General features: G+C 39.8%; 29 protein-coding genes and 4 pseudogenes. 19 read left to right on the forward strand and 14 right to left on the reverse strand.

Annotated elements, in window-relative coordinates:
* Positions 1-11 precede the first annotated feature (11 nt).
* From ANSO36C_RS13130 to ANSO36C_RS13150, 5 genes and pseudogenes are all read right to left on the reverse strand, one after another.
* Positions 12-485: a hydrogenase maturation protease gene (locus tag ANSO36C_RS13130; protein WP_251959889.1), complete on the reverse strand. Its 474-nt coding sequence runs from the start codon at positions 483-485 to the stop codon at positions 12-14.
* A gap of 18 nt (positions 486-503) precedes the next feature.
* A pseudogene (locus tag ANSO36C_RS13135) lies at positions 504-844 on the reverse strand (element excision factor XisI family protein).
* Positions 832-1248: a XisH family protein gene (locus ANSO36C_RS13140; protein WP_251959890.1), complete on the reverse strand. Its 417-nt coding sequence runs from the start codon at positions 1246-1248 to the stop codon at positions 832-834. The pseudogene ANSO36C_RS13135 and the gene ANSO36C_RS13140 overlap by 13 nt, the downstream one beginning before the upstream one ends.
* A 195-nt stretch (positions 1249-1443) precedes the next feature.
* Positions 1444-1866 carry a hypothetical protein gene (locus tag ANSO36C_RS13145; RefSeq protein WP_251959891.1) on the reverse strand — a complete coding sequence of 141 codons (423 nt, stop codon included), beginning with the start codon at positions 1864-1866 and terminating at the stop codon, positions 1444-1446.
* Positions 1867-2031: 165 nt separating this feature from the next.
* On the reverse strand, positions 2032-2364 hold the full coding sequence (locus ANSO36C_RS13150; protein WP_251959892.1) for a winged helix-turn-helix transcriptional regulator: 333 nt from the start codon (positions 2362-2364) through the stop codon (positions 2032-2034).
* A gap of 115 nt (positions 2365-2479) precedes the next feature.
* Between ANSO36C_RS13150 and ANSO36C_RS13155 the strand changes: the two genes are divergently transcribed.
* From ANSO36C_RS13155 to ANSO36C_RS13175, 5 genes and pseudogenes are all read left to right on the forward strand, one after another.
* A complete protein-coding gene (locus tag ANSO36C_RS13155; protein WP_251959893.1) occupies positions 2480-2758 on the forward strand; it encodes an SDR family NAD(P)-dependent oxidoreductase in 279 nt (92 codons plus the stop codon).
* 77 nt (positions 2759-2835) lie between these two features.
* A complete protein-coding gene (locus ANSO36C_RS13160; RefSeq protein ID WP_251959894.1) occupies positions 2836-3072 on the forward strand; it encodes an SDR family NAD(P)-dependent oxidoreductase in 237 nt (78 codons plus the stop codon).
* Positions 3073-3367: 295 nt separating this feature from the next.
* Positions 3368-3601 (forward strand): hypothetical protein, encoded by a 234-nt coding sequence (locus tag ANSO36C_RS13165; RefSeq protein WP_251959895.1) that lies wholly within the window; start codon positions 3368-3370, stop codon positions 3599-3601.
* 167 nt (positions 3602-3768) lie between these two features.
* Positions 3769-4721 (forward strand): annotated as a pseudogene (locus tag ANSO36C_RS13170) (ISAs1 family transposase).
* 5 nt (positions 4722-4726) lie between these two features.
* Entirely contained in the window at positions 4727-5086 is a 360-nt protein-coding gene (locus ANSO36C_RS13175; RefSeq protein WP_251959896.1) for a GNAT family N-acetyltransferase, read from the forward strand.
* Positions 5087-5115: 29 nt separating this feature from the next.
* On the opposite strand, the gene ANSO36C_RS13180 is transcribed toward ANSO36C_RS13175, so the two are convergent.
* Positions 5116-5331 (reverse strand): hypothetical protein, encoded by a 216-nt coding sequence (locus ANSO36C_RS13180; protein WP_251959897.1) that lies wholly within the window; start codon positions 5329-5331, stop codon positions 5116-5118.
* A 21-nt stretch (positions 5332-5352) separates the two neighbouring features.
* Positions 5353-5529, reverse strand: a pseudogene (locus ANSO36C_RS13185) (type II toxin-antitoxin system VapC family toxin); the annotation flags it as partial.
* A gap of 88 nt (positions 5530-5617) precedes the next feature.
* On the opposite strand from ANSO36C_RS13185, the gene ANSO36C_RS13190 reads away from it, so the two are divergent.
* The 3 genes from ANSO36C_RS13190 to ANSO36C_RS13200 all read left to right on the forward strand — a co-directional run bounded on the left by ANSO36C_RS13190 (position 5618) and on the right by ANSO36C_RS13200 (position 7003).
* Positions 5618-5827: a hypothetical protein gene (locus ANSO36C_RS13190; RefSeq protein ID WP_251959898.1), complete on the forward strand. Its 210-nt coding sequence runs from the start codon at positions 5618-5620 to the stop codon at positions 5825-5827.
* 107 nt (positions 5828-5934) lie between these two features.
* Positions 5935-6237, forward strand: a complete 303-nt coding sequence (locus ANSO36C_RS13195) for a hypothetical protein (RefSeq protein WP_251959899.1) — start codon at positions 5935-5937, stop codon at positions 6235-6237.
* Between the two features lie 157 nt (positions 6238-6394).
* Positions 6395-7003: a Uma2 family endonuclease gene (locus ANSO36C_RS13200; protein ID WP_410174697.1), complete on the forward strand. Its 609-nt coding sequence runs from the start codon at positions 6395-6397 to the stop codon at positions 7001-7003.
* A 46-nt stretch (positions 7004-7049) separates the two neighbouring features.
* On the opposite strand, the gene ANSO36C_RS13205 is transcribed toward ANSO36C_RS13200, so the two are convergent.
* The 5 genes from ANSO36C_RS13205 to ANSO36C_RS13225 form a co-directional block, all read right to left on the reverse strand.
* Positions 7050-8645 carry a nickel-dependent hydrogenase large subunit gene (locus tag ANSO36C_RS13205; protein WP_251959900.1) on the reverse strand — a complete coding sequence of 532 codons (1596 nt, stop codon included), beginning with the start codon at positions 8643-8645 and terminating at the stop codon, positions 7050-7052.
* Positions 8646-8829: 184 nt separating this feature from the next.
* Entirely contained in the window at positions 8830-9792 is a 963-nt protein-coding gene (locus ANSO36C_RS13210) for a hydrogenase small subunit (protein ID WP_251959901.1), read from the reverse strand.
* 440 nt (positions 9793-10232) lie between these two features.
* Positions 10233-10442 carry a hypothetical protein gene (locus tag ANSO36C_RS13215; RefSeq protein ID WP_251959902.1) on the reverse strand — a complete coding sequence of 70 codons (210 nt, stop codon included), beginning with the start codon at positions 10440-10442 and terminating at the stop codon, positions 10233-10235.
* Between the two features lie 92 nt (positions 10443-10534).
* Positions 10535-10735 (reverse strand): hypothetical protein, encoded by a 201-nt coding sequence (locus ANSO36C_RS13220; protein WP_251959903.1) that lies wholly within the window; start codon positions 10733-10735, stop codon positions 10535-10537.
* A 1-nt stretch (position 10736) separates the two neighbouring features.
* On the reverse strand, positions 10737-11588 hold the full coding sequence (locus ANSO36C_RS13225) for an Rpn family recombination-promoting nuclease/putative transposase (protein WP_251959904.1): 852 nt from the start codon (positions 11586-11588) through the stop codon (positions 10737-10739).
* Positions 11589-12027: 439 nt separating this feature from the next.
* On the opposite strand from ANSO36C_RS13225, the gene ANSO36C_RS13230 reads away from it, so the two are divergent.
* From ANSO36C_RS13230 to hypB, 11 genes and pseudogenes are all read left to right on the forward strand, one after another.
* Positions 12028-12996, forward strand: coding sequence for a hypothetical protein (locus ANSO36C_RS13230; RefSeq protein ID WP_251960324.1), 969 nt, complete (start codon positions 12028-12030; stop codon positions 12994-12996).
* Positions 12997-13120: 124 nt separating this feature from the next.
* Positions 13121-13387, forward strand: coding sequence for a hypothetical protein (locus ANSO36C_RS13235; RefSeq protein WP_251959905.1), 267 nt, complete (start codon positions 13121-13123; stop codon positions 13385-13387).
* A gap of 8 nt (positions 13388-13395) precedes the next feature.
* The gene (locus ANSO36C_RS13240) at positions 13396-13620 is read left to right on the forward strand and encodes a hypothetical protein (protein ID WP_251959906.1); all 225 of its coding nucleotides are present in this window, start codon (positions 13396-13398) and stop codon (positions 13618-13620) included.
* A gap of 63 nt (positions 13621-13683) precedes the next feature.
* Positions 13684-14529: a NifU family protein gene (locus ANSO36C_RS13245; protein WP_251959907.1), complete on the forward strand. Its 846-nt coding sequence runs from the start codon at positions 13684-13686 to the stop codon at positions 14527-14529.
* 1045 nt (positions 14530-15574) lie between these two features.
* A complete protein-coding gene (locus ANSO36C_RS13250; RefSeq protein ID WP_251959908.1) occupies positions 15575-16801 on the forward strand; it encodes an NHL repeat-containing protein in 1227 nt (408 codons plus the stop codon).
* Positions 16802-16868: 67 nt separating this feature from the next.
* A pseudogene (gene hypF, locus ANSO36C_RS13255) lies at positions 16869-19217 on the forward strand (carbamoyltransferase HypF).
* A gap of 70 nt (positions 19218-19287) precedes the next feature.
* Positions 19288-19548, forward strand: a complete 261-nt coding sequence (locus tag ANSO36C_RS13260) for a HypC/HybG/HupF family hydrogenase formation chaperone (protein WP_251959909.1) — start codon at positions 19288-19290, stop codon at positions 19546-19548.
* Positions 19549-19655: 107 nt separating this feature from the next.
* A complete protein-coding gene (hypD, locus tag ANSO36C_RS13265) occupies positions 19656-20834 on the forward strand; it encodes a hydrogenase formation protein HypD (RefSeq protein WP_251959910.1) in 1179 nt (392 codons plus the stop codon).
* Between the two features lie 58 nt (positions 20835-20892).
* Positions 20893-21978 carry a hydrogenase expression/formation protein HypE gene (gene hypE / locus ANSO36C_RS13270; RefSeq protein ID WP_323374582.1) on the forward strand — a complete coding sequence of 362 codons (1086 nt, stop codon included), beginning with the start codon at positions 20893-20895 and terminating at the stop codon, positions 21976-21978.
* 140 nt (positions 21979-22118) lie between these two features.
* A complete protein-coding gene (gene hypA / locus ANSO36C_RS13275; protein WP_251959911.1) occupies positions 22119-22460 on the forward strand; it encodes a hydrogenase maturation nickel metallochaperone HypA in 342 nt (113 codons plus the stop codon).
* The gene (gene hypB / locus ANSO36C_RS13280; protein ID WP_251959912.1) at positions 22451-23281 is read left to right on the forward strand and encodes a hydrogenase nickel incorporation protein HypB; all 831 of its coding nucleotides are present in this window, start codon (positions 22451-22453) and stop codon (positions 23279-23281) included. The genes hypA and hypB overlap by 10 nt, the downstream gene beginning before the upstream one ends.
* 207 nt (positions 23282-23488) lie before the next feature.
* Here the strand turns inward: hypB and ANSO36C_RS13285 are convergent, their stop codons facing one another.
* Together ANSO36C_RS13285 and ANSO36C_RS13290 are read right to left on the reverse strand one after the other, a co-directional pair.
* Positions 23489-23863 (reverse strand): hypothetical protein, encoded by a 375-nt coding sequence (locus tag ANSO36C_RS13285; RefSeq protein ID WP_251959913.1) that lies wholly within the window; start codon positions 23861-23863, stop codon positions 23489-23491.
* Positions 23853-24860 carry an LLM class flavin-dependent oxidoreductase gene (locus ANSO36C_RS13290; RefSeq protein ID WP_251959914.1) on the reverse strand — a complete coding sequence of 336 codons (1008 nt, stop codon included), beginning with the start codon at positions 24858-24860 and terminating at the stop codon, positions 23853-23855. Before ANSO36C_RS13290 ends, ANSO36C_RS13285 begins: the two co-directional genes overlap by 11 nt.
* Between the last annotated feature and the right edge of the window lie 107 nt (positions 24861-24967).

Raw genomic sequence — 24967 nt, forward strand, 5'->3', positions numbered from 1 at the left:
GGGATTGTTAATTAAAAGTTGATATTCTGGCTGATAAGTGCAGCTACCTCTTCAAAAACCAAATCAGCAGAATCTTTGACAACAGGACTTAAATCTAGTCCCAAAGCAAGATTTGCAGCCTCAATTAAATAAACTGTGACATCTTCAGGAAAGTCATTTTGAAAGATTTTCCGTCCGGCGGCTAAAGCATTATCCCAGCGAAAATCGTGCAAGTTATAACTAGGTTCGGGCATTGCTTCCAGTTCTTTTCCTGGAACTTTAAACACAGCACCTGGTTCAGAACCAGTTGAACTTGCATCAATAATTATTAATTGCTTACTACCTCTAGCTTGAAACATTACTTCCATCCCTGCGGTGCCACAGTCATACACACGCACATGAGGATGAGGGTTTTCAGCTAGATATTTTTGTAAGCGTTGGGCAATGATTACGCCTACTGCGTCGTCACTGCGATTGAGATTGCCGCAACCGATAATAGTGAGCATGGGATGAGATTTAATTGTTTAAGCGGTTGCAAATTCAGTTAAAGCGCGATCGCTTGGAGGATGGAAGCTAACACAATATCACTTTGAGGAACCCCTACGTTTAATAATTCGGTGGCGATACCTTCTTCAGTCCAATCTTCTTCGATCCAAATTTTGTTATTCTTAATCCGAATATGTACAGTAATGCCTTTGATTCGACGATTTTTTTGCCAGCCAACCTGGAACCATAGATATTGATCGCGTTCATTATCGAGTGATAAAAGGCTCTCTACGTCGTCATCAGGTGAGCTATTGCAGAGGCGGTCATATTCTATGAGAATATTTTTAATTATATTTCTATAGTGACTTAGTTTATCCATTGAACTATTACCTCACTTTCTACATCTACAACTATTAATAAGAGTTGATTTTGCTGAACTACTAGTTTAATCGCTTTTAGCTGGAAAAAGTTTTCATAAGTGCTTTGCTTGATTGCTAAATAAAGTTGATATTGAGGTTCTGTAACCTTAATCAGATTACGATAAAGAATATATTGACCTAAAGCATTTTCAAAGTCATTTATTGGCGATTTACCCAGGAAGCTTTTAATTTCAACAATAATTTTACTTCCGTTGCGTTCAGCTGCAAGTGTTCTTTCAGCCGCTAGATCAGCAAATAGTTTAGTATTTTCATAATTGATGATGTAAGGGTCAGCTGTAATTATCCAACCGTCTTTGACAAGGGCTGCTTTTACAGCATTATGGTAGAAGTCCCTAGCGGGCATAAAGTTACAGAATTATAGTAAGTATATTCTAGCAATACCACAGTAGCTATGTAGTTGTGAGATTACTGGTGAGGCGATCGCTATTCAACAATTAGTAAGTAAAGTTTCTGATTTACGTAATCAGTAGTGACTAAAACAGAGGCTCTGACTAATAATACAGACAAAGCCTCTGAAAACCAAATTATCAGCAGGAAACTATAAAGCTACACCATGTTTCTTGGCAACTTCAGTCAGTTTCTCATACTGATCTTGTGACACTTTAGTTAATATCTCTTCAGCCTGTTCTTTAGTACTTCCCTCTTTAGGAATTAAATACTTGACATAAAGAGATACAAAATCAGCAGCGATCGCTAAACCAGATAAAGCGTGTTTGTCAGCTTCTTTGCCTGCGATCGCAGCTACCAAACCAGCTTTAATTGGGTCTGGTTTAACTTTCATGAACTGCTCGACAAGTTTAGGAACATAGTCTTCTGGTGGCAAATTATCTAACTTACTTCTATCAGGAGTAAAGTTACATTCTGCGGCTTTTGCCTGTTCTAAAACACACCATTCTATGTATTCTTGCAATGCTGCATCGGGAACGCGAGGGAGATAATTATGTAGCGCTAAATCAGACACAAGCTTACCGTGTAAATTGCTGTTTTATGCAAATGCATTAACGCAAGCCTAACCCACTATTTCTATAAGTTTTAGTGTGTTACGCTACGAGTTTTGAATATAAGGCATTGGGAATAGGACATTGGGAATAGGGCATTAGAAAATCTCTGCTCCACTTCCTAATTTCTATTCCCTAATAACTCGTTTTAGATGTTCTTGTCCCCAGTCGCAAAGAGCTTTTAAGACAGGTATAAGAGTTCTGCCATAATCTGTAAAAGAATATTGCACTTTCAAAGGTATATCTGAGTACACTTTTCGGTTAACAATTCCATCATTTTCTAGTTCACGAAGTTGTTGAATCAACATTTTTTCAGTAATCTCAGGAATCAATTGTTTCAATTGGCTGTATCGTTTGGCTTCATCTTTCAAGTGCCAGAGAATTAAAATCTTCCATTTGCCACCTAATATTTTTAGCGTTATTTGCACAAATGACGTGCCTTCAGTTTGCTTTTCTGACATATATTATGCGAACTTACAAAAAAGTAAGTACTTCCCAAAAAGTAAGTATAAGTATATTTTTGGATTAGAGTAATTCTTATTTCGCCGGTATAAAGGAAAAGCATGGAAGTTTTAGGTGGCAATCGCTTTGGTAACTGGCGCAAATGGAGGTCTAGGTAAGTACTTCGTAGAGGGATTAAGAGCGCAAGGTGTAGCCAAAATTTATGCTGGCGCTCGCAAGGTGGATGCTTTAGCTGAACTGGTTGCAACTGATCCGCAGCGAATTATCCCGATTCAGTTAGAAATTACTGATGAAGAATCTGTTCGCCAAGCTGCACTAAATTGTCAAGATGTCAACTTGCTGATTAACAATGCTGGTGTGGGCTTGAACCAGGGATTGATTGTCTGCACCTGATTTGTCTTCCGCTAGGGCAGAAATGGAAGTTAATTATTTTGGGACGTTGATTATGTGCCGTGCTTTTGCTTCCCATCTTGAAACAAAATGGAGGTGGAGCGATCGCTAATATGGTTTCAATGGTGGCGCGGGTAAATCTTCCTTTTAATGGCAGCTATGGCGCTTCTAAAGCAGCAGTTTTGTCATTGACTCAGGCGGTTCGGGCAGAGTTGGCGGCTCAGAAAACGCTGGTGTTAGCTGTGTTACCAGGAGCGATCGATATTGGCATGGGTAAGTCTTTTCCTGTTCGCCTAAAGTACCTCCAGAAGAAGTAGTTCGGGATGCATTGCAAGCTGTGGTTGATGGCATAGAAGAAGTTTACCCAGGTGAGCAGGCCAAGCAACTCAATGAGCAACTGATGCAAGACCCTAAAGGAGTTGAAAAGTTTATTGCGACATTTTTACCAGGGTAAAAGAGTTGGTGGGGCGATCGCCGAAATAGCAAATGCGTTGGCGTAGCCCGCCGCAGGCATCGCCGAAATAACAAATTATATCTCCAGATTATGGTTCACTAGACTATAAGTAATATTTCTGTTCTCAAAAATTCTGGAGTGCAGTGAGGTCTAAACCAATGACTTTAATACTTGAAACTCAGAGGCTGTTGTTAAAACCAATTTTGGAAAGTGGGCTGAACACACTACACGCTATTCTCATCGACTCATACGTTAGAAAGTATCTGTGCGATGACAAAATTTTTCCATTGCAACAGGTTGAAGAGATGGTGATACCAGGGCTATTTCATTCTAAACATAAAGGCTGTATGGTACAATGCAGCACTAAAAATGAAATACATCTAGTACCGTGAGCCAACCAGCAATAATTGAAGCTTTTCTTGAGCTTCAAGACCCCCGCCGCCGAGCTGGGCAACGTCATACGTTGCCATTGTGCCTAGCATTATTTACCCTTGCGTAGGCGCAGCCCGCCGTAGGCATCGCAGCGGGGAATAAAGGATTTTTAGCAATCGGAGATTGGATTGCAAGCTACCAAGAAGAATTGATAGAACTATTAAAACCTGCGAAAAATAGATTACCCTCGTATAGCACCTTACGTCGTGCCTTGTTACAGGTTAATTACGAGGAATATGGAGCGTGTCTTGCTAAGTTCTTTAATATACAACCAGTCTGCGGAGAAACCATAGGGTTAGATGGCAAAGTCATCAAAGGTTCGTATCAAATCGAAGAAGATAATCCAAATTCCGATTCTCATCCGGCAATAATGTTAGTTAGCACCTATATTGTCGAGCGTGGTTTGATTTTAGAGCCGTGGGAAGTAGATGCTAAAACCAATGAAATTAAAGCTCTACCAATTTTGATTCAAAAATTAGCTCTTCAAGGGGTAGTTTTCGCTTTTGATGCGATTAATACCCAAAAAAAACTTGTGAATTGATAATCGAAACTGGTAATGATTACATTGCTGCTCTTAAAGGCAACCAACCAACTCTGTTTAAAGATGTTAAAACAAATTTTATACCAGACTCTACTGTTTCACTAATTAATAAAGGTCATGGTCGAATCGAAAAACGTAGAGTTAGTATTTGTCAGTCGCCAAATGATATTACATTCTGGCCTGGTCTGAAAACTATCATCCGAGTCCAATCAGAACGTCAGACTATCAGGCACAATCATATTGAAGTCCAAAATGAAACACGTTATTACATATCTTCCTTAAGTACGACAGCCCAAGAGTTTAGCGAGCGCATCCGGGGATATTGGGGTGTTGAAAATAAAGTTCATTATGTTCGAGATGTAACTCAAGGAGAAGACGCTTCTAGAATTCGTACTAAACCTTTACCCCAGATTTTTGCTATCGCTCGTAATTTCACTCTGAATTTATATCGAAGTCAAATGTTTGAAAATATGGCACAAGCTCAACGATTATGTTCATTTGGGTTAGACACACTTAAGCAATTTTTTAGAATGAAATAGCCCTGATGGTGATACAGAGCCAGAATAGTTTTGAAGACAAAAAACTTGGTTTATGGTTTATTGAAACCAAAAATGAGCAAGAAATCATTGGATTTGTTGGTTTGTGGAATTTTTTTGATGAAGAACAGCCCCAACTAATTTATGCTTTGCTGCCTGAAGCAACCAAAAAAGGCTATGCTACCGAAGCGGCAACCAAGATACTGTACTATTGTTTTAATAAACTTAACTATCAGTATCTTTTAGCAAGCTGCGATCGCCCAAACCTTGAATCACAAAAACTAACAGAAAGGATTGGAATGAGAAAGGTGGAGGAAAAAATCGTGAATGGCAATCCTTTAGTATTTTTTAGGATTGAGAGATTGTAATAGACATTATAGCTTTTGAAAGCGATCGCCTAGTTCTCATAGACTCTTTCCCTATCCTCAGAATCTAGATTATCTAAGTCAGTCCGTTGTTTGGAGATGAACGCAATAAACAGTAGCGAACGCCGAATCAACAAATGCGAACGCCGAATCAACAAATGCGAACGCCGAAATAACAAATGAGTACGCTGAAATAACAAATGAGTACGCTGAAATAACAAATGCGATCGCCGAAATAACAAATACATAGGCGTAGCCAGCCGTAGACATTAATATTTGGCTGCCCAAAGTAGGGAAATATCGTACTTATTAAACATCGAATCGGCACTCACAAGCGTCATTTTTTCTATCTGAGCCTGTGCAATCAACATTCTGTCAAAAGGATCTCGGTGATGCAAAGGTAACGCAGCTGCTTGTAAAGCATGAGAAGCTGTAATTTCTAGCGATGCCTACGGCTGGCTACGCCTACGCTCAGTTGGATAACGGATCTAGTAAGCTATAAGTGAGCCTGGTTGGATAAATGGAGCGCGAAACATGACACTCAGTGAGCTACTTCCTGCTGTCCGCAAACTGTCTGTATCAGAAAAACTTAAGCTAATCCGCATTTTGGCACAAGAATTGGATACTAACGAAGATATTTCGCCTCTAGAGCCGTTTAAAACCTATGATTTGCCCACTTCCTACAATTCGTTTGGTGCAGGTGAAATTCTTATGCAGGCATTGAAACAGACAGATCAAATATGACCAGATGCGATTCAAATACTCGACTATTGATACTTCTCAAAATGAGTTTGACAGTTTGCCACGGATTCCACTGCGTCTTTGTCTAGGTGATAGAGCGGTTGAAGCTCTTGGACTGGTGGACAGTGGTGCAATCTGTAAATGTTCTACCCTATGAAATTGGTATTGAGTTAGGTGGGGTTTGGGATGATAGCAGGGCGATTATTCAATTAGCAGGCAACCTGAGCAATCTGACAGCAATGCCATTCTTTGCAAACGTTGAGATCGGTAACTTTAGGCCAGTTCAACTGGTATTTGCTTGGGTGAGAAGAGCGAATGTACCCTTAATTTTTGGACAAACAAACTTTTTCCTAGAGTTTGATGTGTGTTTCTACCGTTCCAAACTTGAATTTCAGATTGAACCAAAATCTTAGTAATAAATATAATCTGTGAAGCGATATCTACGACTGGCTATACCTTAGCGTAGGTATATAGCTAATCCAGTAAGTTGTAAAGTGAGCTTATGACTAACGCACCTGATAATTAAATTAAACGGGTAAGTCCTAGAGATATTGTGATAATAGTAAGCTAATGATGTTTTTACCAGAAGGTAAGGTGATTATGGCAATCACATTAGATAAAGCTGCATCTGGGAATATGACTCTTGAGGAGTTCTTTAATTATGACGATGGTACAGATGCTCTCTATGAGTTTGAAGATGGAGAATTGCTTCTGATGACGGCTGAGAGTGAGATAAATCGACGAATTGCCATGTTTATCCTTGTCTGCTTTGTGCAACTGGGTATTCCTGCTTATCGGCTGTCGATGAAAACGGAAATTATGACTACTGGCTCACGGGTGCGCGTTCCTGATTTAGTGGTGTTTTCTGAAGAGTTGGCGACGGCGATGGAGGGGGCTAAACGATCTACGGTAATGCCAGAGATGCCACCGCCTTTATTAGTGGTTGAAGTGGTAAGTCCAAATCAGAGTAGTCGTGATTATCGCTATAAGCGATCTGAGTATGCCGCACGGGGTATCGCTGAGTATTGGATTGTTGATCCGCTACAACAGCGAGTGACAGTTCTGGAATGGGTAGAGGGTTTTTATGAGGAGAAGGTGTATCTAGGAGATAGTGCGATCGCTTCGCTTGTATTTGCTGATCTAAAGTTGACTGCTGTTCAAGTTTTGCAGTGCCATTAAGCAGCACTCAATGTGGGTTGTGGTAGATGATCTGATATTTTGAGAATTAAGCAGTCCGAAAACGCGCCAACTCTTCACCAGTCTTAGCATCATGGGCGTGAACTGTACACACTAAACATGAATCAAACGATCGCGCCACATGACCAACTTCCACCGGATCGCTAGAATCGTAAATGGGTGTGCCAATTAACGCTTCTTCAATGGGGCCGCGCATTCCTTCACCGTCACGAGGGCCAATATTCCAAGTACCTGGGGCAATAACTTGGTAATTCTTAATTTTACCGCCCTCCACTTCTACCCAGTGAGATAAGGAACCCCGCGCTGCTTCCGTTGCACCCCAACCGCGTCCATCTTTTTCTGTGGGTTTGATATACCAAGGGTCGTTTAATTTGAATTCGCGTAAACAGTGTTCAGCTTGACGATATAACTTGACAAGTTCGTGAACTCTTGCTAGCTGACGCACATGAATACTAGCACCACCCATTCGTTTGAAGACATCGAGGATAAATCCGTCGTAGTGTTGCCAAGATTCGCCATGTTTACCACCAGCTACTAATTGCCGCGCTAAAGGGCCAGTTTCCAAGCGTCCGAAGTCTTTGTGAAGGACTGCACTCGACCAAGAGTAGGCGTTATCGAAGTCTTTGGTATTGATTGCAGTGGGTTTAGTGGTGCGATCGCTAGGATGAATATTCTCTGTCCCTTCATCGTACCAAGAGTGAGTTGTATTCTCGCGGATAAATGACTGATCCATTAAAACGTGAGTGTCTGCGAAGCTGTCGTACACACCACTTTTCATAATCATCGCCGCATTTCGTCCTTCGATAGTCGGCTTTTGGTATTTATCTTCATGGGCTAAATATCCCCAAGTGACATATTTACCAACACCAGCGCCATATCTATCCAAACCGATGTCTAAACCCATGCGCCAATAAAAACCTAAGTCGGAATCTCGATGATTTCGGTCTTCATCTAACCAATCTCTGAAGTCATCATAAGTTTGGATTTGTTCATAGCGTTCTAATGAACAACCTAACCACACTGGTTCTAACCAATTGGTGCGGAAATATTCGAGAATTGCCCAAGCGCGGGTAATGTCTGTTAAAGTTGGGGCGCACATCACGCCACCAGGAACCATGTAGCTAGAATGTGGCCATTGTCCGCCTAATAGTGCATAAATTTCTACGGGTTTAGCGGAAATTGTTATGCCTAGTTCGTAAGATTTGCCTGTAAAGGCAGCAAAGCGTTTGGTAGCTTCCTCATAAAAGCGACTATTGCGGTATTTTCTATTTGTTAAATCAACGGCAAACAAACCATAAAAATAGCGGGGGATGCTTTGAAGTGTCTCAACAATTTGACCAAGATTTCTCCCCAAAATCGCATTACGGGGAACTTCTGTTTCCCAAGCTGTATCTAATGCCCAAGATGCACAAGTCAGATGAGAACCGCCGCAAATACCGCAAATGCGAGGTGTAACTATTAATCCGGCTTGAGGATCTTTACCGCGTAGGATAACTTCAAATCCGCGAAATAATTCAGCGTGTGTCCAGGCGTTGACTACTCTTCCATTTTCAATATCGACTCGGACATCTAAATCGCCTTCAACTCTACCGACGGGCGATATATCTAATGATTGAATTGTCATTTTTCATTTGTCCTTTGTCATTTGTGATTTGTCCTTTGTCATTGGTCATTTATCATTGGTAATTATTCACTCGCCCCCCTGCAAAATGGTCAAAATACTTGATTTCTCGTTTAGGGGAGTATGAAAAGTTATAGTCATTGGTCAAATCACAAAGGACTAATGACTAATGACTAATGAGCAATGACTAAACTGTAAAAAAGTCTTCTTCTGCCCAAGGTGGTGCTGCATCTTTTGCAACCATTGTGAGTAAGGCGTAATCTTTTTTGTTCACCCCTGGCGGTAATTCTTTGGGAACTCCCATCACTGTTTGGGTTTTAAATACGGTTCCGGGTTTGAGGTCAAAGAAGGGAAATTCTGGTTCTGTGCAACCTAAACATGGCATCCCGACGCGAGTTTTAGATGAAACGCGGTTCCATAAGATGCGGTTGCAAGAAGAATGAGTCATGGGGCCGCGACAACCCAAGTCATAAAATAGGCAGCCTTTGCGCTGACCGAATTCGGCGGTTGATGCTTTGTAAGCAAAGTGGACGTTGCGGGTACAACCTGTTTGGGTATAGGTGTTGAAGAACGTTTGAGGACGATTTAGTTCATCGAAAGCAATGTCTGCTATGCGTCCAGTAGCGATCGCAACTAATATCTGCGTAATCCAGTCGGGATGGGCGGGACATCCAGGAATATTGATTACAGGTAATCCAGCTTGAGACACAAAGTCTTTCCCTAAAAAGCCGCCTTCTTGACGTTTGAGAAATTGCAAACCTTCCGATTCGCTGGGGTTGGGTGACATGGCGGGAATTCCTCCCCAGGTTGCACAGTCTCCCACGGCGACAATAAATTTAGCAACTTTGGCCAGGTCTAATAACCAATCTTTCATGGCGCGATCGGCAAACCGATTCCATTCGCCTGTGCCGTTGGGGGCGTTGACAACACTGCCTTCAAATACCAAGATATCTAAAGGAATTTTGCCAGAAATGCAATCCCGCAACAGTCTTTGTAAGTCCTTGCCTAATTCTAATCCCAAGGAGGGATGCCAAAGTACCTTGATACCAAAGTCGGCAATTAAATCGCAGACTGTCGGTTCTTCAGCATTGAGAAATGACATGGTGTTGCCTGAACAAGCACCACCTTGTAGCCATAGTACGTTAGTCATCGGCTAGGTATTTTTGTATTGTTTCCCATGCATGATGTAGGTGATAATGCTTGCAAAGTCTCACCTGTTTATCAATATTTGTTTTTTAATAGTAAGATATTTTTTTATCTAATTCACTTTCATTAAAAAAGAATTAATCATTAACAATAAATTAAATAGTCTCAATATTGTTTTCAATAGCTTTGTCTGTTACATACAACACATTTAATAAATGCAAAATAGTAAAAATAAGCACTGCATCTTATTTTTAAATTTTGACGTTAAACAAACTCAATCTGCTTAACTTATCGCTATTAAAACTCTATTATAGTTAATAATTCCTGTCAACTGTTAATGCGTGTGAGGTGATGAGTATTTTAAGTCATCAGATTTTCATGTAATAAATGAGCCAAAAATAGGGGCACTAAACTTTGCGCCCCGTCAACTATATATCAGTTGTTTTAGGATCTTGGTTGTGCAGCTTGCCTAACAACTTCTTCGTCGAAGTCTAACGCTTGAGCTATCTGCTCAATACTGCAACCAAACGCTAATAAGTGCGGTATTACTTCTAACTTAACTTCTTTTTTAGCTTCTTGCTTACCTTGTTCTTTACCTTCTTCAAAAACATCTTGGAAAAATCTAGTTTGCCTCAAGTCATTTAATTCAAACATTTTCCTATCTCCTCCTGGCTCAATCGTGGCAACTTATAGATTAATATCGTCTCTATTAAACGCACTGTTAATCCTTCGCGCACCCTATTGTATTAGGATTTTGGTTGTATAGCTTGCCTAACAGCTTGTTCGTCCAAACCTAACGCTTGAGCTATCTGCTCAACACTTAAACCCAACGCTAATAACTGGGGTATCGCTTCTAACTTAGCTTCTTGCTTACCTTCTGCAAAAACATCTTGGTAAAATCTAGTTTGCTTTAACTCATTTGCTCCAAACATTTTTTCTGTCTTCATTTTAGGATTTCGGTTGTGCAGCTTGCCTAACAACTTGTTCGTCCAAACCTAATGCTTGAGCTATTTGCTCAATACTTAAACCAAACCCTAATAACTGGGGTATCGTTTCTAACTTAGCTTCTTGCCTACCTTCTTGTATACCTTCTTGTATACCTTCTTGCCGACCTTCTTGTATACCTTCTTGTTTCCCTTCTTGTCTACCTTCTGCAAAAACATCTTGGTAAAATCTAGTTTGCCTTAATTCATTTAATCCAAACATTTTTCCTATCTCCTCCGGGCTCAATCGCGGTAACTTGTAGATTAATATCGTCTCTATTAATTGTATTATTTCCCTAATAGTAGTGACATCTAGAATTTGCTGTCGGGCAATGTTGACTATCTCTACAGCTTTTATTGTCGTCGTTGATTCGGGTTCGATGATGAGTTTAACTGTCTCTATGCCGATTGATGATGTCTCAATTGAGCTTAATTCGTCGAGATAGACGCGAGTTACTCGTTGTGAGTTGAGTAATTCTGTATATCTTTCGGTATCTCCAGTATCAACGCTGCGGTTGGGGAAGATGACAACACCACGCCAATTGTTAGTTAATTCGGTTTTGTCGAGATAGTTAAAGATTTCAGTAAATAAACGTGAGTATAATTTTTTGTCTGGCTGAAATTGCACTTCGGCAAAATAAATGGGTAGTTCTGCTGCATTTGGGAGGAAAACGCCATCGATTCTAAACGCTAGTTGCTTAACTTCTACTGAAGAAAATTGGTAAGCACTAGCTAGTTGGGGTGGTTGGTTAATCAGTTCAAAAAAAGTACTGGGGATACTCTGGAATATCCGATAAAAGATACTGTCTGTTTTCAAAGGAGCTTGTTTTATAGTTGATGAATATATTTTACACAACGACTAACCCGTGGTGACTATTTTGAGTACAATAAATATTATGTATGTCAACAATTCAATAAAAAATATTGAAATTGTATAAGACGATGATACAAAAAGTATTTAAAAAAAACTAGGTGTTTAAAACTGACATTAATATTAGCAATTTCCCCCTAGAATTTTAGAAATAGGGTGTTTTATAGTATTGTATTGAGCATGGCATAAGACATTGGCTATAGGGGATTAAGTTTTTTCCCTAGTTTCTAGTCTTTAATCTTAGCTCAAATCAAAAAGGGGAATTCCGCCTAAAGGACTCGAAGCCTGCGTAAATCAGTATTGCCCGTGATGAAATGCCTAAACGTGTTTCGATCATTCATGGGTGTTGGACTCAATTCCCAATTGGCTAGAGTACGGCAGAGTTATGACCCCCAGCATTACAGATTCGGCGGTGAAAGCTGCGGTAGCAGCTGTTGCATCGGAGTCAGCTTCAGCAGAAGAAAAAATCCAGATGCTGATTGAGATCGCACAGGGTTTTCAAAAAAAGCCCAAAGCTGCCCAAGACTTGCGAAATGCAGTTGGCTTATATTACCGGGCTTATGAAATGTGTGGTGAGGAGTATCCCCTACTGAAAGCCAGAGCGCAAGTAGGTATGTCAGGGACATTACAAGCAATACCGGATGCTGATTACCAACTGCTGACGCAAGCGAAAGTCGGTTATGAAGAAGCATTACCGATTTTACAACAATTAGCTTCTCCAGAGGAAGTGGCAGAAACGCAGATGAATTTTGGGCTGGTGTTACAGTCGTTAGTGCCATTCAATTTGGCGCGGATAACAGACAGCATCCAGGCTTATCATGAGGCGTTGCGGGTATTTACTTGGGAAGATTACCCCCAAGAATACGCCATTTTGTATAACAATATTGCGATCGCATACCTTTCTATGCCCCTAGCATCAGAACGGGAATACTTGCGTCAAGGGTTAGCTGTGCAATCATTTGAGGTGGCACTCAAGCATATTAATTTGATTGACCATCCTAGAGAATATGCGATGTTGCAAAACAATTTAGGTAATGCTTTGCAATATTTAGTGAGTTCCCATCCTGTGGACAATAACTTACGTGCGATCGCAGCTTATGATGAAGCGTTAAAAGTGCGTAACATCAAAGATACACCTTTAGAGTACGCTAACACAATTTCCAACAAAGCCAACGCCTTATTCAACTTACCAGACGACCCTGAAAAACCAGAAGCTGGTAATCCTCAAAATCTTTTGCAAGCCCGTATCTACTATCAAAGTGCTTTAGAAATATTTACGGAATACCAACAAGTTGCACAAGCAGAAGTAGTAGTCCAAGCATTACAAGATGTAGAAGTAGAAATTAAGGGTTAGAAGTTATAGACCAAAACCCTTGTAGAGACGGCGATTTATCGCGTCTCAAAAACCCAAGCGTATTGGTTGGTTATGGATATAAATTGACTCTTAACTCTTTACTTAAACAATGAGGAAAAACAGTATGGGAGACATTTTAACAACGCCAAATGTGATAAATTTTCTCACAAGTTTAGCAAATGGCGATCTGAACATAGCAACAGAATTAGTGTGGTTAATCATAGCAACCGCCTTAGCTATGGTTGGTGGTGCAATTGGTGGAATGATATTAGCTGGAAAAGATATAGGATATCAACTTTCAGCAATGCTTGGTGCATTATTTGCCCCTGCGGGTGTAATTCCTGCCATCTTTTTAGGGCTTGTTGCCTTAAATTTCTTGACAAATTATTAGGAGAAAATATGTTAGAGCTAGGATGGTTATCTGCCAAGTTATTTTTTAAAGGAAAGCTAATACGCAATCCAATATTTTTTCTCAAGCAAACTACTATTGGTATTGCCGTAGGTTTTTTACTATTAGTGTCACTTGCACAAGCCCCCATTCCCTTCTACTTACCAATCATATTATCTAGCTTAGTTACGGGCATGATTATGCCATTTCTCTTCAAGGATTTTAAAACGAAGTGAATTGTCATTGACAAACAACCAATGACAAATGACAAATGACAAATGACGAACGACAAATAATAAATGACAAATCTTGAAGAATTAATTCAGGAAATTAATCGTTTCGAGGCAATAATATCCGAGTGGGATGAAAGCCAACGGTGTGTAGCAGTTGGTCTAAAAAGAGCAATTGAAGCTTTGCATAAAGCTGCATTGACTAATTTGATTAAAAGCCTAAAACAAGAGTCAATGCAGGCTTTGCGCCATGCTGTTGCAGATGAATTAGTTTATGCAGTGCTACTCTATCACGAACTAGTCAAACCACCAAAGCCTCCACTTTCACAACGTATTCAGACAGCCCTTGAAGAAGTTCGCCCAGGTTTAAAAAGCCATGATGGTGATGTAGAATTAGTGGCAATTAAGCCCCCAGATACAGTAGAAGTCAGATTAATCGGGACTTGCAGCAGTTGTCCGGCTTCTACCTTGACTTTATCTCAGGGAGTAGAACAAGCAATAAAAAACCATTGTCCTGAAATTACCAAAGTTGTTGCAGTCAATAATAGCCCTGCTGTTAAGAACGCTAATTCTAGTTTAATTAGTCCATTCTCTGCAAAAATAACTTGTACTTGGATGAAAGTAGCGACCCTTGATGAAGTTCCTGAATTTAGTGTAGTTGCAGTACAACTTGCTGGTACTTCACTAATTTTACATCGTCAAGGCGTTACAGTTAAATGTTACCGTAATGCTTGTACTCATCTAGGATCTCCCTTAGAAAAGGGTAAAGTTGAAAATGGTATTATTACCTGTCCTGCCCACGGATTCCAGTACAAATTAGAGACAGGTAAATGCTTAACCGTGCCTGATGTTTCGCTTCAGTCGTATCCAGTCAAGATTAAAGACGATAAGGTTTTTGTGAAACTACAAAAATGATCATGCGAAAGTAAGATTTCAGCAAATATACCTGGCGATTAGTCAATTACGGCTAATTTGCTTTTTCATTTAAGTAGTTCGCGCATTCATTTTAGTGTTTTGTGCAAGCAAAATGCCCGAATGCTTTCTCATTTGTATAATTCAAGTATTGATTTTAGTGTTTTGAGAAAGTAAAAAGGCATATTACTTTCTCAAAAGGTCATTTGACTTATTCAAACCCCAGTTTGCTTACTTATTTTAATGTTTTCCGCAAGCAAAAGTAGGTTTGACTTATTCAAACCCCAGTTTGCTTACTCATTTTAGTGTTTTCCGCAAGCAAAAGTAGGTTTGACTTATTCAAACTCCAGTTTGCTTACTCATTTCGGTGTTTTCCGTAAGCAAAAGGTCATTTGACTTACTGATTTTAGTGTTTTCCGCAAGTAAAACAAGCTTTTACTTTCTCAAACCCGAGTTTGCTTTCTTTTTTCAGTAAATCACGCACTCATGCCAAAAATTTACTATGTACTAAAAGTTACTAAAAGGTTGTTTGAAAAGTATTTTGCTGTAAATTTAGGCACTTTTAAAGGGAGCATCCCAATTTTGCAAATTTACCAAATTAGAACTAGTCATTGCGAATGGAGCAAAGCGGAATGAAGCAATCGCAAAGTCTAGCGGCTGCGATTGCTTCTCTTTCCTTCGGAACGCTACGCGAACGAGACGCTCCGCGAACGCTTCATTTCATTACGTTCGCAATGACAAAATATATTTTTACACATTTGGGATGCTCCCCTTTTAGATCCCCCCTAGCCTTAAAAAAGGGGGAACCGGAATCAAAGTCTCCCTTTTTAAGGGGGATTTAGGGGGATCTAAAACTATATAATACCGAGAATAGGACTTTTCAAACATCCTCTAAAGGCTATCTTGATTTTTTTTAGCTTGATTAATACAGAAGTTAATTAGAGATTTTAACTGAATTTGAAAAAAGCATAATACAAAACCGTTACTGTTGTTACACGCTAATCAAGATTAATGTTTTTAAATAAATATCAGCGTCTATTTGCGGTTCATGGATATCCCAATCATAAGTAACCCCATATCACAATTACCGCTAGAAGCAACAGAAATTTCTCAATATTTGCCTCTATCACCTCAAGGTGCAGAGGTAATTTTAGGTAACATTATTGAACCAGAACAATTAGTCATACCTGTAGCGCCTAATGCCACAAATATGTTTGGGCCTCGTGGTGCTTGTTTATTATCAGAAACTGGCCCTTTATGGGTATCAGATACCGGACACCATCGATTATTAGGATGGCAAAATTTACCCACGCGAGATAGTCAACCGGCTGATTGGGTAATTGGACAACCTGACTTTTATCATGAAGGGCAAAATGCTAAAACTATACCGGGAAGGGCAACCTTAAGCGTACCAACAGGGATTTGTGCTTGCGGCGAAGGGTTAGCTGTCGCCGATGCTTGGAATCATCGAGTTTTGATTTGGAAAAGCTTACCAGAAGATAATAATGTTCCAGCAGATTTGGTATTAGGGCAAGTTAATTTTATTGATAATGAACCAAATCGAGGTAATCAGCAAGCATCTGCTAGTACAATGCACTGGCCTTATGGTGTTTTCTATCATCAAGGACGGCTATTTATTGCTGACACTGGTAATCGAAGACTATTAATTTGGCATCAGTTACCAACAGAAAATGGTCAACCTGCCGATTTGGTTTTGGGACAACCAGATATGATATCTCGCAACGAAAACGGCGGTGATTCTCCAACCGCAGCGAGTATGCGTTGGTGTCACGACATCGCCTTTTGGGGAGAAAATCTAGTTGTCAGTGATGCAGGTAATCACCGGGTAATGATTTGGCAAGGAATACCTACAGAAAATAATACTCCTTGTGCTGTGGTTTTAGGACAAAAAAACTTTGATTTTGTGGAAATGAATCAAGGGGTTTATTTGCCAAGTGCTAGTAGTTTGAGTATGCCTTATGGTGTGGCGGTGGCTGGCGATTGGTTAGTAGTTGCAGATACAGCTAATTCTCGTTTGTTAGGATGGAGAAAGCCGGAATCAATTTTATCACTGCAAAGTGTAGTGGCAGATGGGGTGGCGGGACAAAGAAATTTTCAAAGTAAAGGTGAAAATCGTAATTTTGGATTGCCTAAACGAGATAGTTTAAATTGGTGTTATGGGATAAAGATTTATGGCAATACGGCAGTAATAGCTGATTCTGGAAATAACCGAATATTGCTGTGGCAGTTTAATTGTGGGACTTCCAAGAAATAAACGAACCACAGAGACACAGAGAACACAGAGGAATGAGGAGAAGAGAGTTTTTTATTGGGAAGTCTCTATGCCGACTGAAGAAATTAGAGTTCGCGGTACTGTTCAGGGAGTAGGATTTCGCCCTACTGTATATCGTCTTGCTAAAGCTTGCGGTTTGTATGGAGATGTTTGTAATGATGGGCAAGGTGTATTAATTCGGGTATCTGGTAGTGAGGAAGCATTAACAGAATTTGTTGCCAGATTGCAAACAGAATGTCCGCCACTAGCAAAAATTAATCAGCTAACTAGAATTCCTTACAAAGGTGAATTTAAATTTGATAATTTTGTGATTTCTAGTAGCGTTAATAATGCCATTAAAACAGAGATTGTCCCTGATGCAGCCACTTGTCCACAGTGTCAACGAGAAATATTTGACCCTTTTAGCCGCTTTTATCGTTACCCCTTTACTAACTGTACTCATTGCGGCCCTCGCTTGAGTATTATTCGTGCCATTCCTTACGACAGATGCAATACCAGTATGTCTGCGTTTGTTATATGTCCCGAATGTGCAAAGGAATACCACGATGTTGAAAACCGCCGTTTTCACGCCCAACCTGTAGCTTGTCATGTTTGCGGCCCTTCAGCTTGGTTAGAACGTGCTGATGGTAAATTGGTTACAGCTTCCATGTTTTCCATGCTAGATGATGTGGATGCCGTTTGTACTTTGTTGCAAAAAGGCGAGATTGTCGCAATTAAAGGGTTAGGTGGTATTCATTTGGCTTGCGATGCAACTCAGGAAACCGTTGTACAAAAACTCCGTCAGCGTAAAAAGCGCTATCACAAACCATTTGCTTTAATGGCGCGAGATATTGAAATAATTGAACAATATTGTACTGTCAACGCCAAAGAAAAAGAATTATTGACAAGTTCTGCTGCACCAATTGTTTTATTACAAGCAATAGGTAAAAAATTAGTAGCACCATCGGTAGCATCGGGGCAAAATACCCTTGGTTTTATGTTACCTTATACGCCTTTACATCATTTAATTCTGCGGCGGATGAATCGCCCAATTGTTTTAACAAGTGGTAATCTTGCTGATGAACCACAATGTATTGATAATGACGAAGCAAAAGAAAAATTAAGGGCAATTGCAGATTATTTTCTCTTTCACAATCGAGAAATTATTAATCGGGCAGATGATTCAGTTGCGAGAGTTATTAGTGATAAAATTCAAATAATTCGCCGTGCTAGAGGATATGCACCAGCACCAATTAGTTTACCGATTGGGTTTCATAATGTACCGCAAATTTTAGCAATGGGTAGTGAGTTAAAAAATACATTTTGCTTATTGCGTGAAGAAGAAGCAATTCTATCTCAAAATTTAGGAGATTTAGAAAATGCTGCGGCTTTTAATGCTTATCAAGAGACTTTGAATTTATACTTAAATTTATTTGAACATAAACCAGAAGTAATTGCTATTGATAAACATCCTGAATATCTCTCAAGCAAACTTGGTAAAGAACTAGCAGATACAAATAAAATTCCAATTCATCAAATCCAACATCATCATGCCCATATTGCCGCTTGTATGGCAGAAAATGGGATTCCTTTAGATTCACCTCCAGTATTAGGCATTGCTTTAGATGGTTTAGGTTACGGTGATGATAGTACACTTTGGGGCGGAGAATTTCTTTTAGCAGATTATCGTAAGTTTCAGCGACTAGCAACATTTAAACCAGTAGCAATGATTGGTGGTGAACAGGCAATTTATCAGCCTTGGCGTAATACTTATGCCCAATTAATAGCTGCTAACCTTTGGAATGATTGCCGAAAACATTACGCTGATTTAGAAATCGTAAAATTTCTGAAATAAAAAACCACTAAATCTACTCAATCAACTTATGGAGAAAAAAATTAACTCTCCTCCAGCTTCATCAGTGGGGCGGTTGTTTGATGCAGTAGCGGCGGCTATCGGTATTTATAGAGATGAATGTAGCTATGAAGGACAAGCTGCGATCGCACTTGAAGCTATAGTAGATGTTAGCAGCTTAAATAATGATAAAGAAGCGCCAATATACCCTTTTAGTTTTAGCTTTTCAGATAGTATTTACTGTATAGACCCGCTTCCATGTGGCAAGCCTTACTAAATGACTTACAGCAGCAGATTCCAAAACAAGTTATAGCTGCTAAATTTCACAAAGGTTTAGCTAACGCGATTGTGGAAATGGTTAAGCACCTTCGTCAAGAAAATCCGATTCATCAGGTAGCTTTAACAGGAGGAGTCTTTCAAAATTGTATATTGTTACAGCAAGTTACCAAACGATTAGAAACATTGGGGATAAAAGTACTAACTCATAGCTTAGTTCCAGCTAATGATGGCGGTTTATCTCTAGGACAAGCAGTTATTACAGCCGCAAAATTAATACATGAGTCTTGATTTTGAAAAAACTCACAAATAATTCTCTCTGTGTTCTCCGCGCTTCTGCGGTTAGTTTATCTTAAAAAAAATGTGCTTAGGAATCCCCGGACAAATTATAGAAATTACCAACGTTAACCATAAATTAGCCCTAGTTAACATTGGTGGTGTGAAGCGCGAAGTAAATATTGCTTGCATCGTAGATGAACAACATCCCCCCGAAGCTTGTATTGGGGATTGGGTATTAGTACATGTTGGCTTCGCTATGAATCGAATTAACGAACAAGAAGCGGCAGAGACATTACAACTCTTTGAAGAATTAGCAGCAGCACAAGCAGGAATCAATACTTAAATAACAGTTTCCAACATCTTTCTTTCTTCGCGCCCTTTGCGTCCTTTGCGGTTCGTTAAAAAAAAATTCTCTACCACAAAAGCGAAATTAACTATTCCCCAATCCTTATGAAATATGTTGACGAATTCCGCGAACCTGAAAAAGCAGAAGCCATATTCCGCGAAATCACTAAATTAAGCCACCAGCTAGAAAAACCCATCAAAATCATGGAAGTATGTGGCGGACATACCCATTCCATATTTAAATACGGTATCGAAGAAATATTACCCCAAACCATCGAACTCATTCATGGGCCTGGTTGTCCAGTATGCGTGATGCCAAAGGGGAGATTAGATGATGCGATCGCAATCTCCCAAAATCATAACGTCATTTTTGCCACCTTTGGCGACGCAATGCGAGTTCCCGGTTCAAAAACCACTTTACTGCAAGCCAGGGCACAAGGCGCAGACATCCGTATGGTGTACTCTCCCCTAGATAGCCTGCAAATTGCCAAAGATAACCCCGACAAAGAAGTAGTCTTCTTCGCATTAGGCTTTGAAACCACAGCCCCCAGCACTGCCTTTACCATTTTGCAAGCAGCAGCCGAAAAAATTCCTAACTTTAGTATGTTTAGCAATCACGTTCTCGTGATTCCCGCCCTCAAAGCACTATTAGATAATCCCGATTTACAACTAGATGGATTTGTTGGCCCTGGCCATGTCAGTATGGTAATTGGCAGTGACCCATATCAATTTATTTCCCAAGAATATAATAAGCCGATAGTCGTCTCAGGATTTGAACCCTTAGATATTCTCCAATCAATTTGGATGCTATTACAACAACTAATAGAAAATCGTTGCGAAGTCGAAAATCAATATAACCGAATTGTCCAAAAATCTGGAAACACAGTAGCCCTGCAAGCCATAAATAAAGTTTTCGCCATCCGAGATAGTTTTGATTGGCGCGGCTTAGGTGACATCCCCTATTCAGGATTAAAAATTAAACCTGAATACGCCCAATTTGATGCCGAACTTAAATTTACCATTCCGAATCTCAAAGTAGCCGACCATAAAGCTTGTAAATGTGGAGAAATTCTCAAAGGAGTCTTAAAACCTTGGGAATGCAAAGTATTCGGTACAGCTTGCACACCAGAAACACCAATCGGTACTTGCATGGTATCTTCCGAAGGTGCTTGTGCAGCCTATTACAAATACGGGCGACTCTCCACCATAGCCAAAAGAACAATCACCCAAAAACCAAAAATAACTCAAGAACCTCTCCCCGCCTGCGGCTTCTCCTCAGACTAATCCTCAGCGTACCTCCGCGCTTCCCTCTGCGTTCCTTTGCGTTTAAAAAAAATTTAATATGAATTTCCCCCCCACAAACCCAATCCAAAAAATCGAAAAAGTCCGCCGCCAAACTAAAGTACAAGACACTCATATCACTCTCGCACATGGTAGCGGTGGTAAAGCCATGCGCGATTTAATAGACGATATTTTTATCAGCAATTTTAATAACCCAATTCTCTCACAACTAGAAGACCAAGCCAGCTTCAACCTAACCCCTCTCCTCCAACAAGGAGACAGACTGGCATTTACAACAGATTCTTATGTTGTAGACCCGTTATTTTTCCCCGGAAGTGATATAGGAGAATTAGCCGTAAACGGCACAGTTAATGATTTAGCTGTCAGTGGTGCTAAACCTTTATATCTAACTTGTAGCGTAATTTTAGAAGAAGGATTACCTGTCGAAACCTTACGCCGTGTCGCAAACAGTATGAAAGCAGCCGCAGAAAAAGCGGGTATTCAAATTGTTACTGGTGACACAAAAGTTGTACATCGTGGTGCAGCCGATAAACTCTTTATTAATACTGCTGGTATTGGTATAATCCCACGAGGAGTTAACATTTCCGCCCACAATATTAAACCTGGAGATGCCGTAATAATTAATGGTGAAATAGGCAATCATGGTACAGCAATTTTAATTGCCCGTGGGGAATTAGCTTTAAATACTAATATTGAAAGTGATTGTCAGCCGTTGCATAGTTTAGTAGAAACTATTCTCCATGTATGTCCACAAGTTCATGCTATGCGAGATGCAACACGTGGCGGTTTAGCCACAGTATTAAATGAATTTGCTCTCAGTTCTAATGTAGGAATTCGCCTTTTTGAAGAATCTATCCCAGTGCGTGAAGAAGTAAATGGAGTTTGCGAAATTCTTGGTTTAGACCCATTGTATCTAGCTAATGAAGGTAAGTTAGTTGTAGTGGTTCCAAAAAAGAATGCTGAAAACGTTTTATCTGCTATGAAATCTCACCCAGCAGGTAAAAATGCTTGTATTATTGGCGAAGTTCTTTCTTCACCTCCAGGTATCGTTTTGTTAAAAACACTTTTTGGTGCTGAAAGGATTGTTGATATGCTAGTAGGCGACCAATTGCCACGAATTTGTTAATCTTTCATATATTTATATACCAATCCTATTTCAATTGTGAAAAATGTAGATTAGGAAACGAACCGCAAAGGGCGCAAAGGACACAAAGGAAAGAAGAAAAAGAGGTGTAATTTTCACGAATGATTTAGGACTGCTATAGTATGCATGAACTTGGAATTACGCAAAATATTGTGGCAATTGTGACTGAACACGCCAAAGGTGCAAAAGTGCAGCGAGTTTTATTAGAAATTGGCAAACTTTCAGCCATCATGCCCGATGCTATCCGATTTTGTTTTGATATTTGCACTCAAGGCACTATTTTAGAAGGGGCGACATTAGAAATTTTAGAAATACCAGGCTTAGGGAGATGTCGCCAATGCGGTGCAGAAGTTTATTTAGATAAACCTTTTGGTATCTGTAACTGCGGTAGTGTGCAATTAGATTTAATTACTGGTGAAGAACTGAAAATTAAAGAAATAGAAATAGAGGAATTATGTGTGTAACCTGCGGTTGTTCTGATGATGGCGAAATAAAAATCACAAATTTAGAAACAGATGAAGCTGAACATCATCATACTCACACTTTACCAGATGGAACTGTCATCACTCACTCCCACAGTCATGACACTCATATAGAAGCGCCTCAAATTCATGCCAAAATACACAACACAACAATATCTTTAGAACAGGATATATTAGCAAAAAATAATCTGCTAGCTGCCCAAAATCGAGGATGGTTTAAAGGGCGAAATATTCTCGCCTTAAATTTAATGAGTTCTCCCGGTGCTGGGAAAACAACTCTTTTGACGCAAACCATCAATGATTTAAAAAATCAATTATCTATCAGTGTCATTGAAGGCGACCAAGAAACTGCTAACGATGCCAAAAAAATTAAAGAAACAGGTTCTAAAGTCATCCAAATCAACACCGGAACAGGCTGTCATTTAGATGCATCAATGATAGAGAGGGGTTTACAAGAACTGAATCCGCCTCTAAATTCAGTTGTGATGATTGAAAATGTCGGAAATTTGGTTTGTCCAGCCTTATTTGATTTAGGAGAACTGGCAAAAGTTGTAATTCTCTCTGTTACAGAAGGAGAAGATAAGCCACTAAAATATCCGCATATATTCCGTGCTAGTAACATCATGATTCTCACCAAAATTGATTTGCTGCCTTATGTAGATTTTGATGTGCAAAAGTGCATAGAATATGCTAGAGAAATTAATCCCCAAATTCAGATTTTTCAAGTTTCTGCAACTACTGGTACTGGGTTAGAGAAGTGGTATGCGTGGCTAATTGAAAACTTAAAAACTTGTCAGCATTAATCTCTTATCGCTTGACGAATATCTAATTCTTTTACGAACCACAGAGACGCAGAGGACACAAAGAGAAGAAAGACAAGGAAAAATTGCTTTATTCTGTAACACTGATATTTTTAGAATTGGCTTTGATAAAAATTGCAACACCCTGCACTTTAGGAGTACAGGGTGTAAGATAGCTATATTTTGTGTGATTCCCAGTTTCTATTTACCTCAAAGCCAATCTCGATAAGCTGATATTTCATTTACGCTGATTTCAAATGGCATCCCCTTGCCAAATGGCGGATAAACGCGGATTTTACCGTTGCTAGCAAACCGTTCTAATCTATTACCTAACTGGGCAATATTGCTGACTATATGCCAGTAAGATACTAAATCAGGACAGTCAACAATTAATGTTAGAATGCTAGCATTTGTTGTGATATACCACTGACAATTAGATAACAGTACTCGCGTAATGCGATCGCAAGCTAGAAAAAAGCATCTGCCAGTAGACTGTTCTAGCTCCATTTGAAGCATTCCATCCTCTTTAGTTACCTCATTTGGAGGTAAATCATCGGGAGGAAGCAGGTAAAGTTTAGAAGACATAATTTCGCACCTCTTGGTTGTAGCGCGTCAAACTCTCCAGGTTTTTTTGCAGATCGGAAGACGAAGGTTTGAGTGCTAACGTACCTAAATTTAATTCGTCTTGAAATTTCTTGATTTTGTCTCGACAAGTCTCCACATCACCGATAATTGAATTCTCAATCAAATAATCTTCGTCGAAACAAATATTTGTCCGATCGAATGGTTTTTGATTGGGATTCGCACTATTTTGCAATACTTCAGCCGTATTAGCTGTCATTTTCTTGCTAAATTGGCGGATGAAAGGCAATGCCTCACTCACTGCTTCATCAAATGTTTTGCCAACATAAAAAAAGCGTGCCAGCACGAAGTTTTCTGCACCGCTAGAATTTAAGGCTCGATATTTAGCAACAGTATCCTTCAATCTGTGTAGGGAGAATGGCGGCCCACCCATCAAGCTGAAGGAATGTTTAGCAGCAAACTCGATACCATCATCGCCACCAGTGGCAACATACACTGGGACTTGACTCTGCAATGGTTTTGGGTAAATGGTTAAGCGATCGCATTGATAATACTTGCCATTAAATGATACATCAGTTTCATATAACAGCTTGTGAATCAGTGCGATCGCCTCTAGTGTCTTAGGACGTGCTTCACTTGGAAGTGTCGCAAAATGCTTATTTTGTTGCGGGAATGGGCCGCCTTTAGCAACTCCAAATAATAATCGTCCATTGCACAGGTTATCCAGAGTGGCGATATCCTCCGCTACCCGAATTGGGTTATGGAATGGCAGTAACACCGCCGCAGTGCCCAATTGGATAGTTGAAGTCAATCCCGCCAAGTGTGCCATTAACAGCAACATAGACGGGCTGAGATTGGATTCACTAAAATGATGCTCACTCACCCAGGCTGACTCAAAACCTAAACTTTCTGCCTGTTTTATCAGCGCGACTTGCTCAAAGATGGCACGACGAGCATCTTGGTGATGATTATCGTAATTGCAGAAAATTCCAGTTTTCATTACTTGCGTTAATACTTTGTGCTGGCTATTTTAGTGGTCAATATGTTCGTAGTAAGCACTTTAGTGCTTCAATATTTGAGGACTAAAGTTTTCACTACAAACACCTT

This window comes from Nostoc cf. commune SO-36 (genome assembly GCF_023734775.1).
GTDB lineage: Bacteria > Cyanobacteriota > Cyanobacteriia > Cyanobacteriales > Nostocaceae > Nostoc > Nostoc commune_A.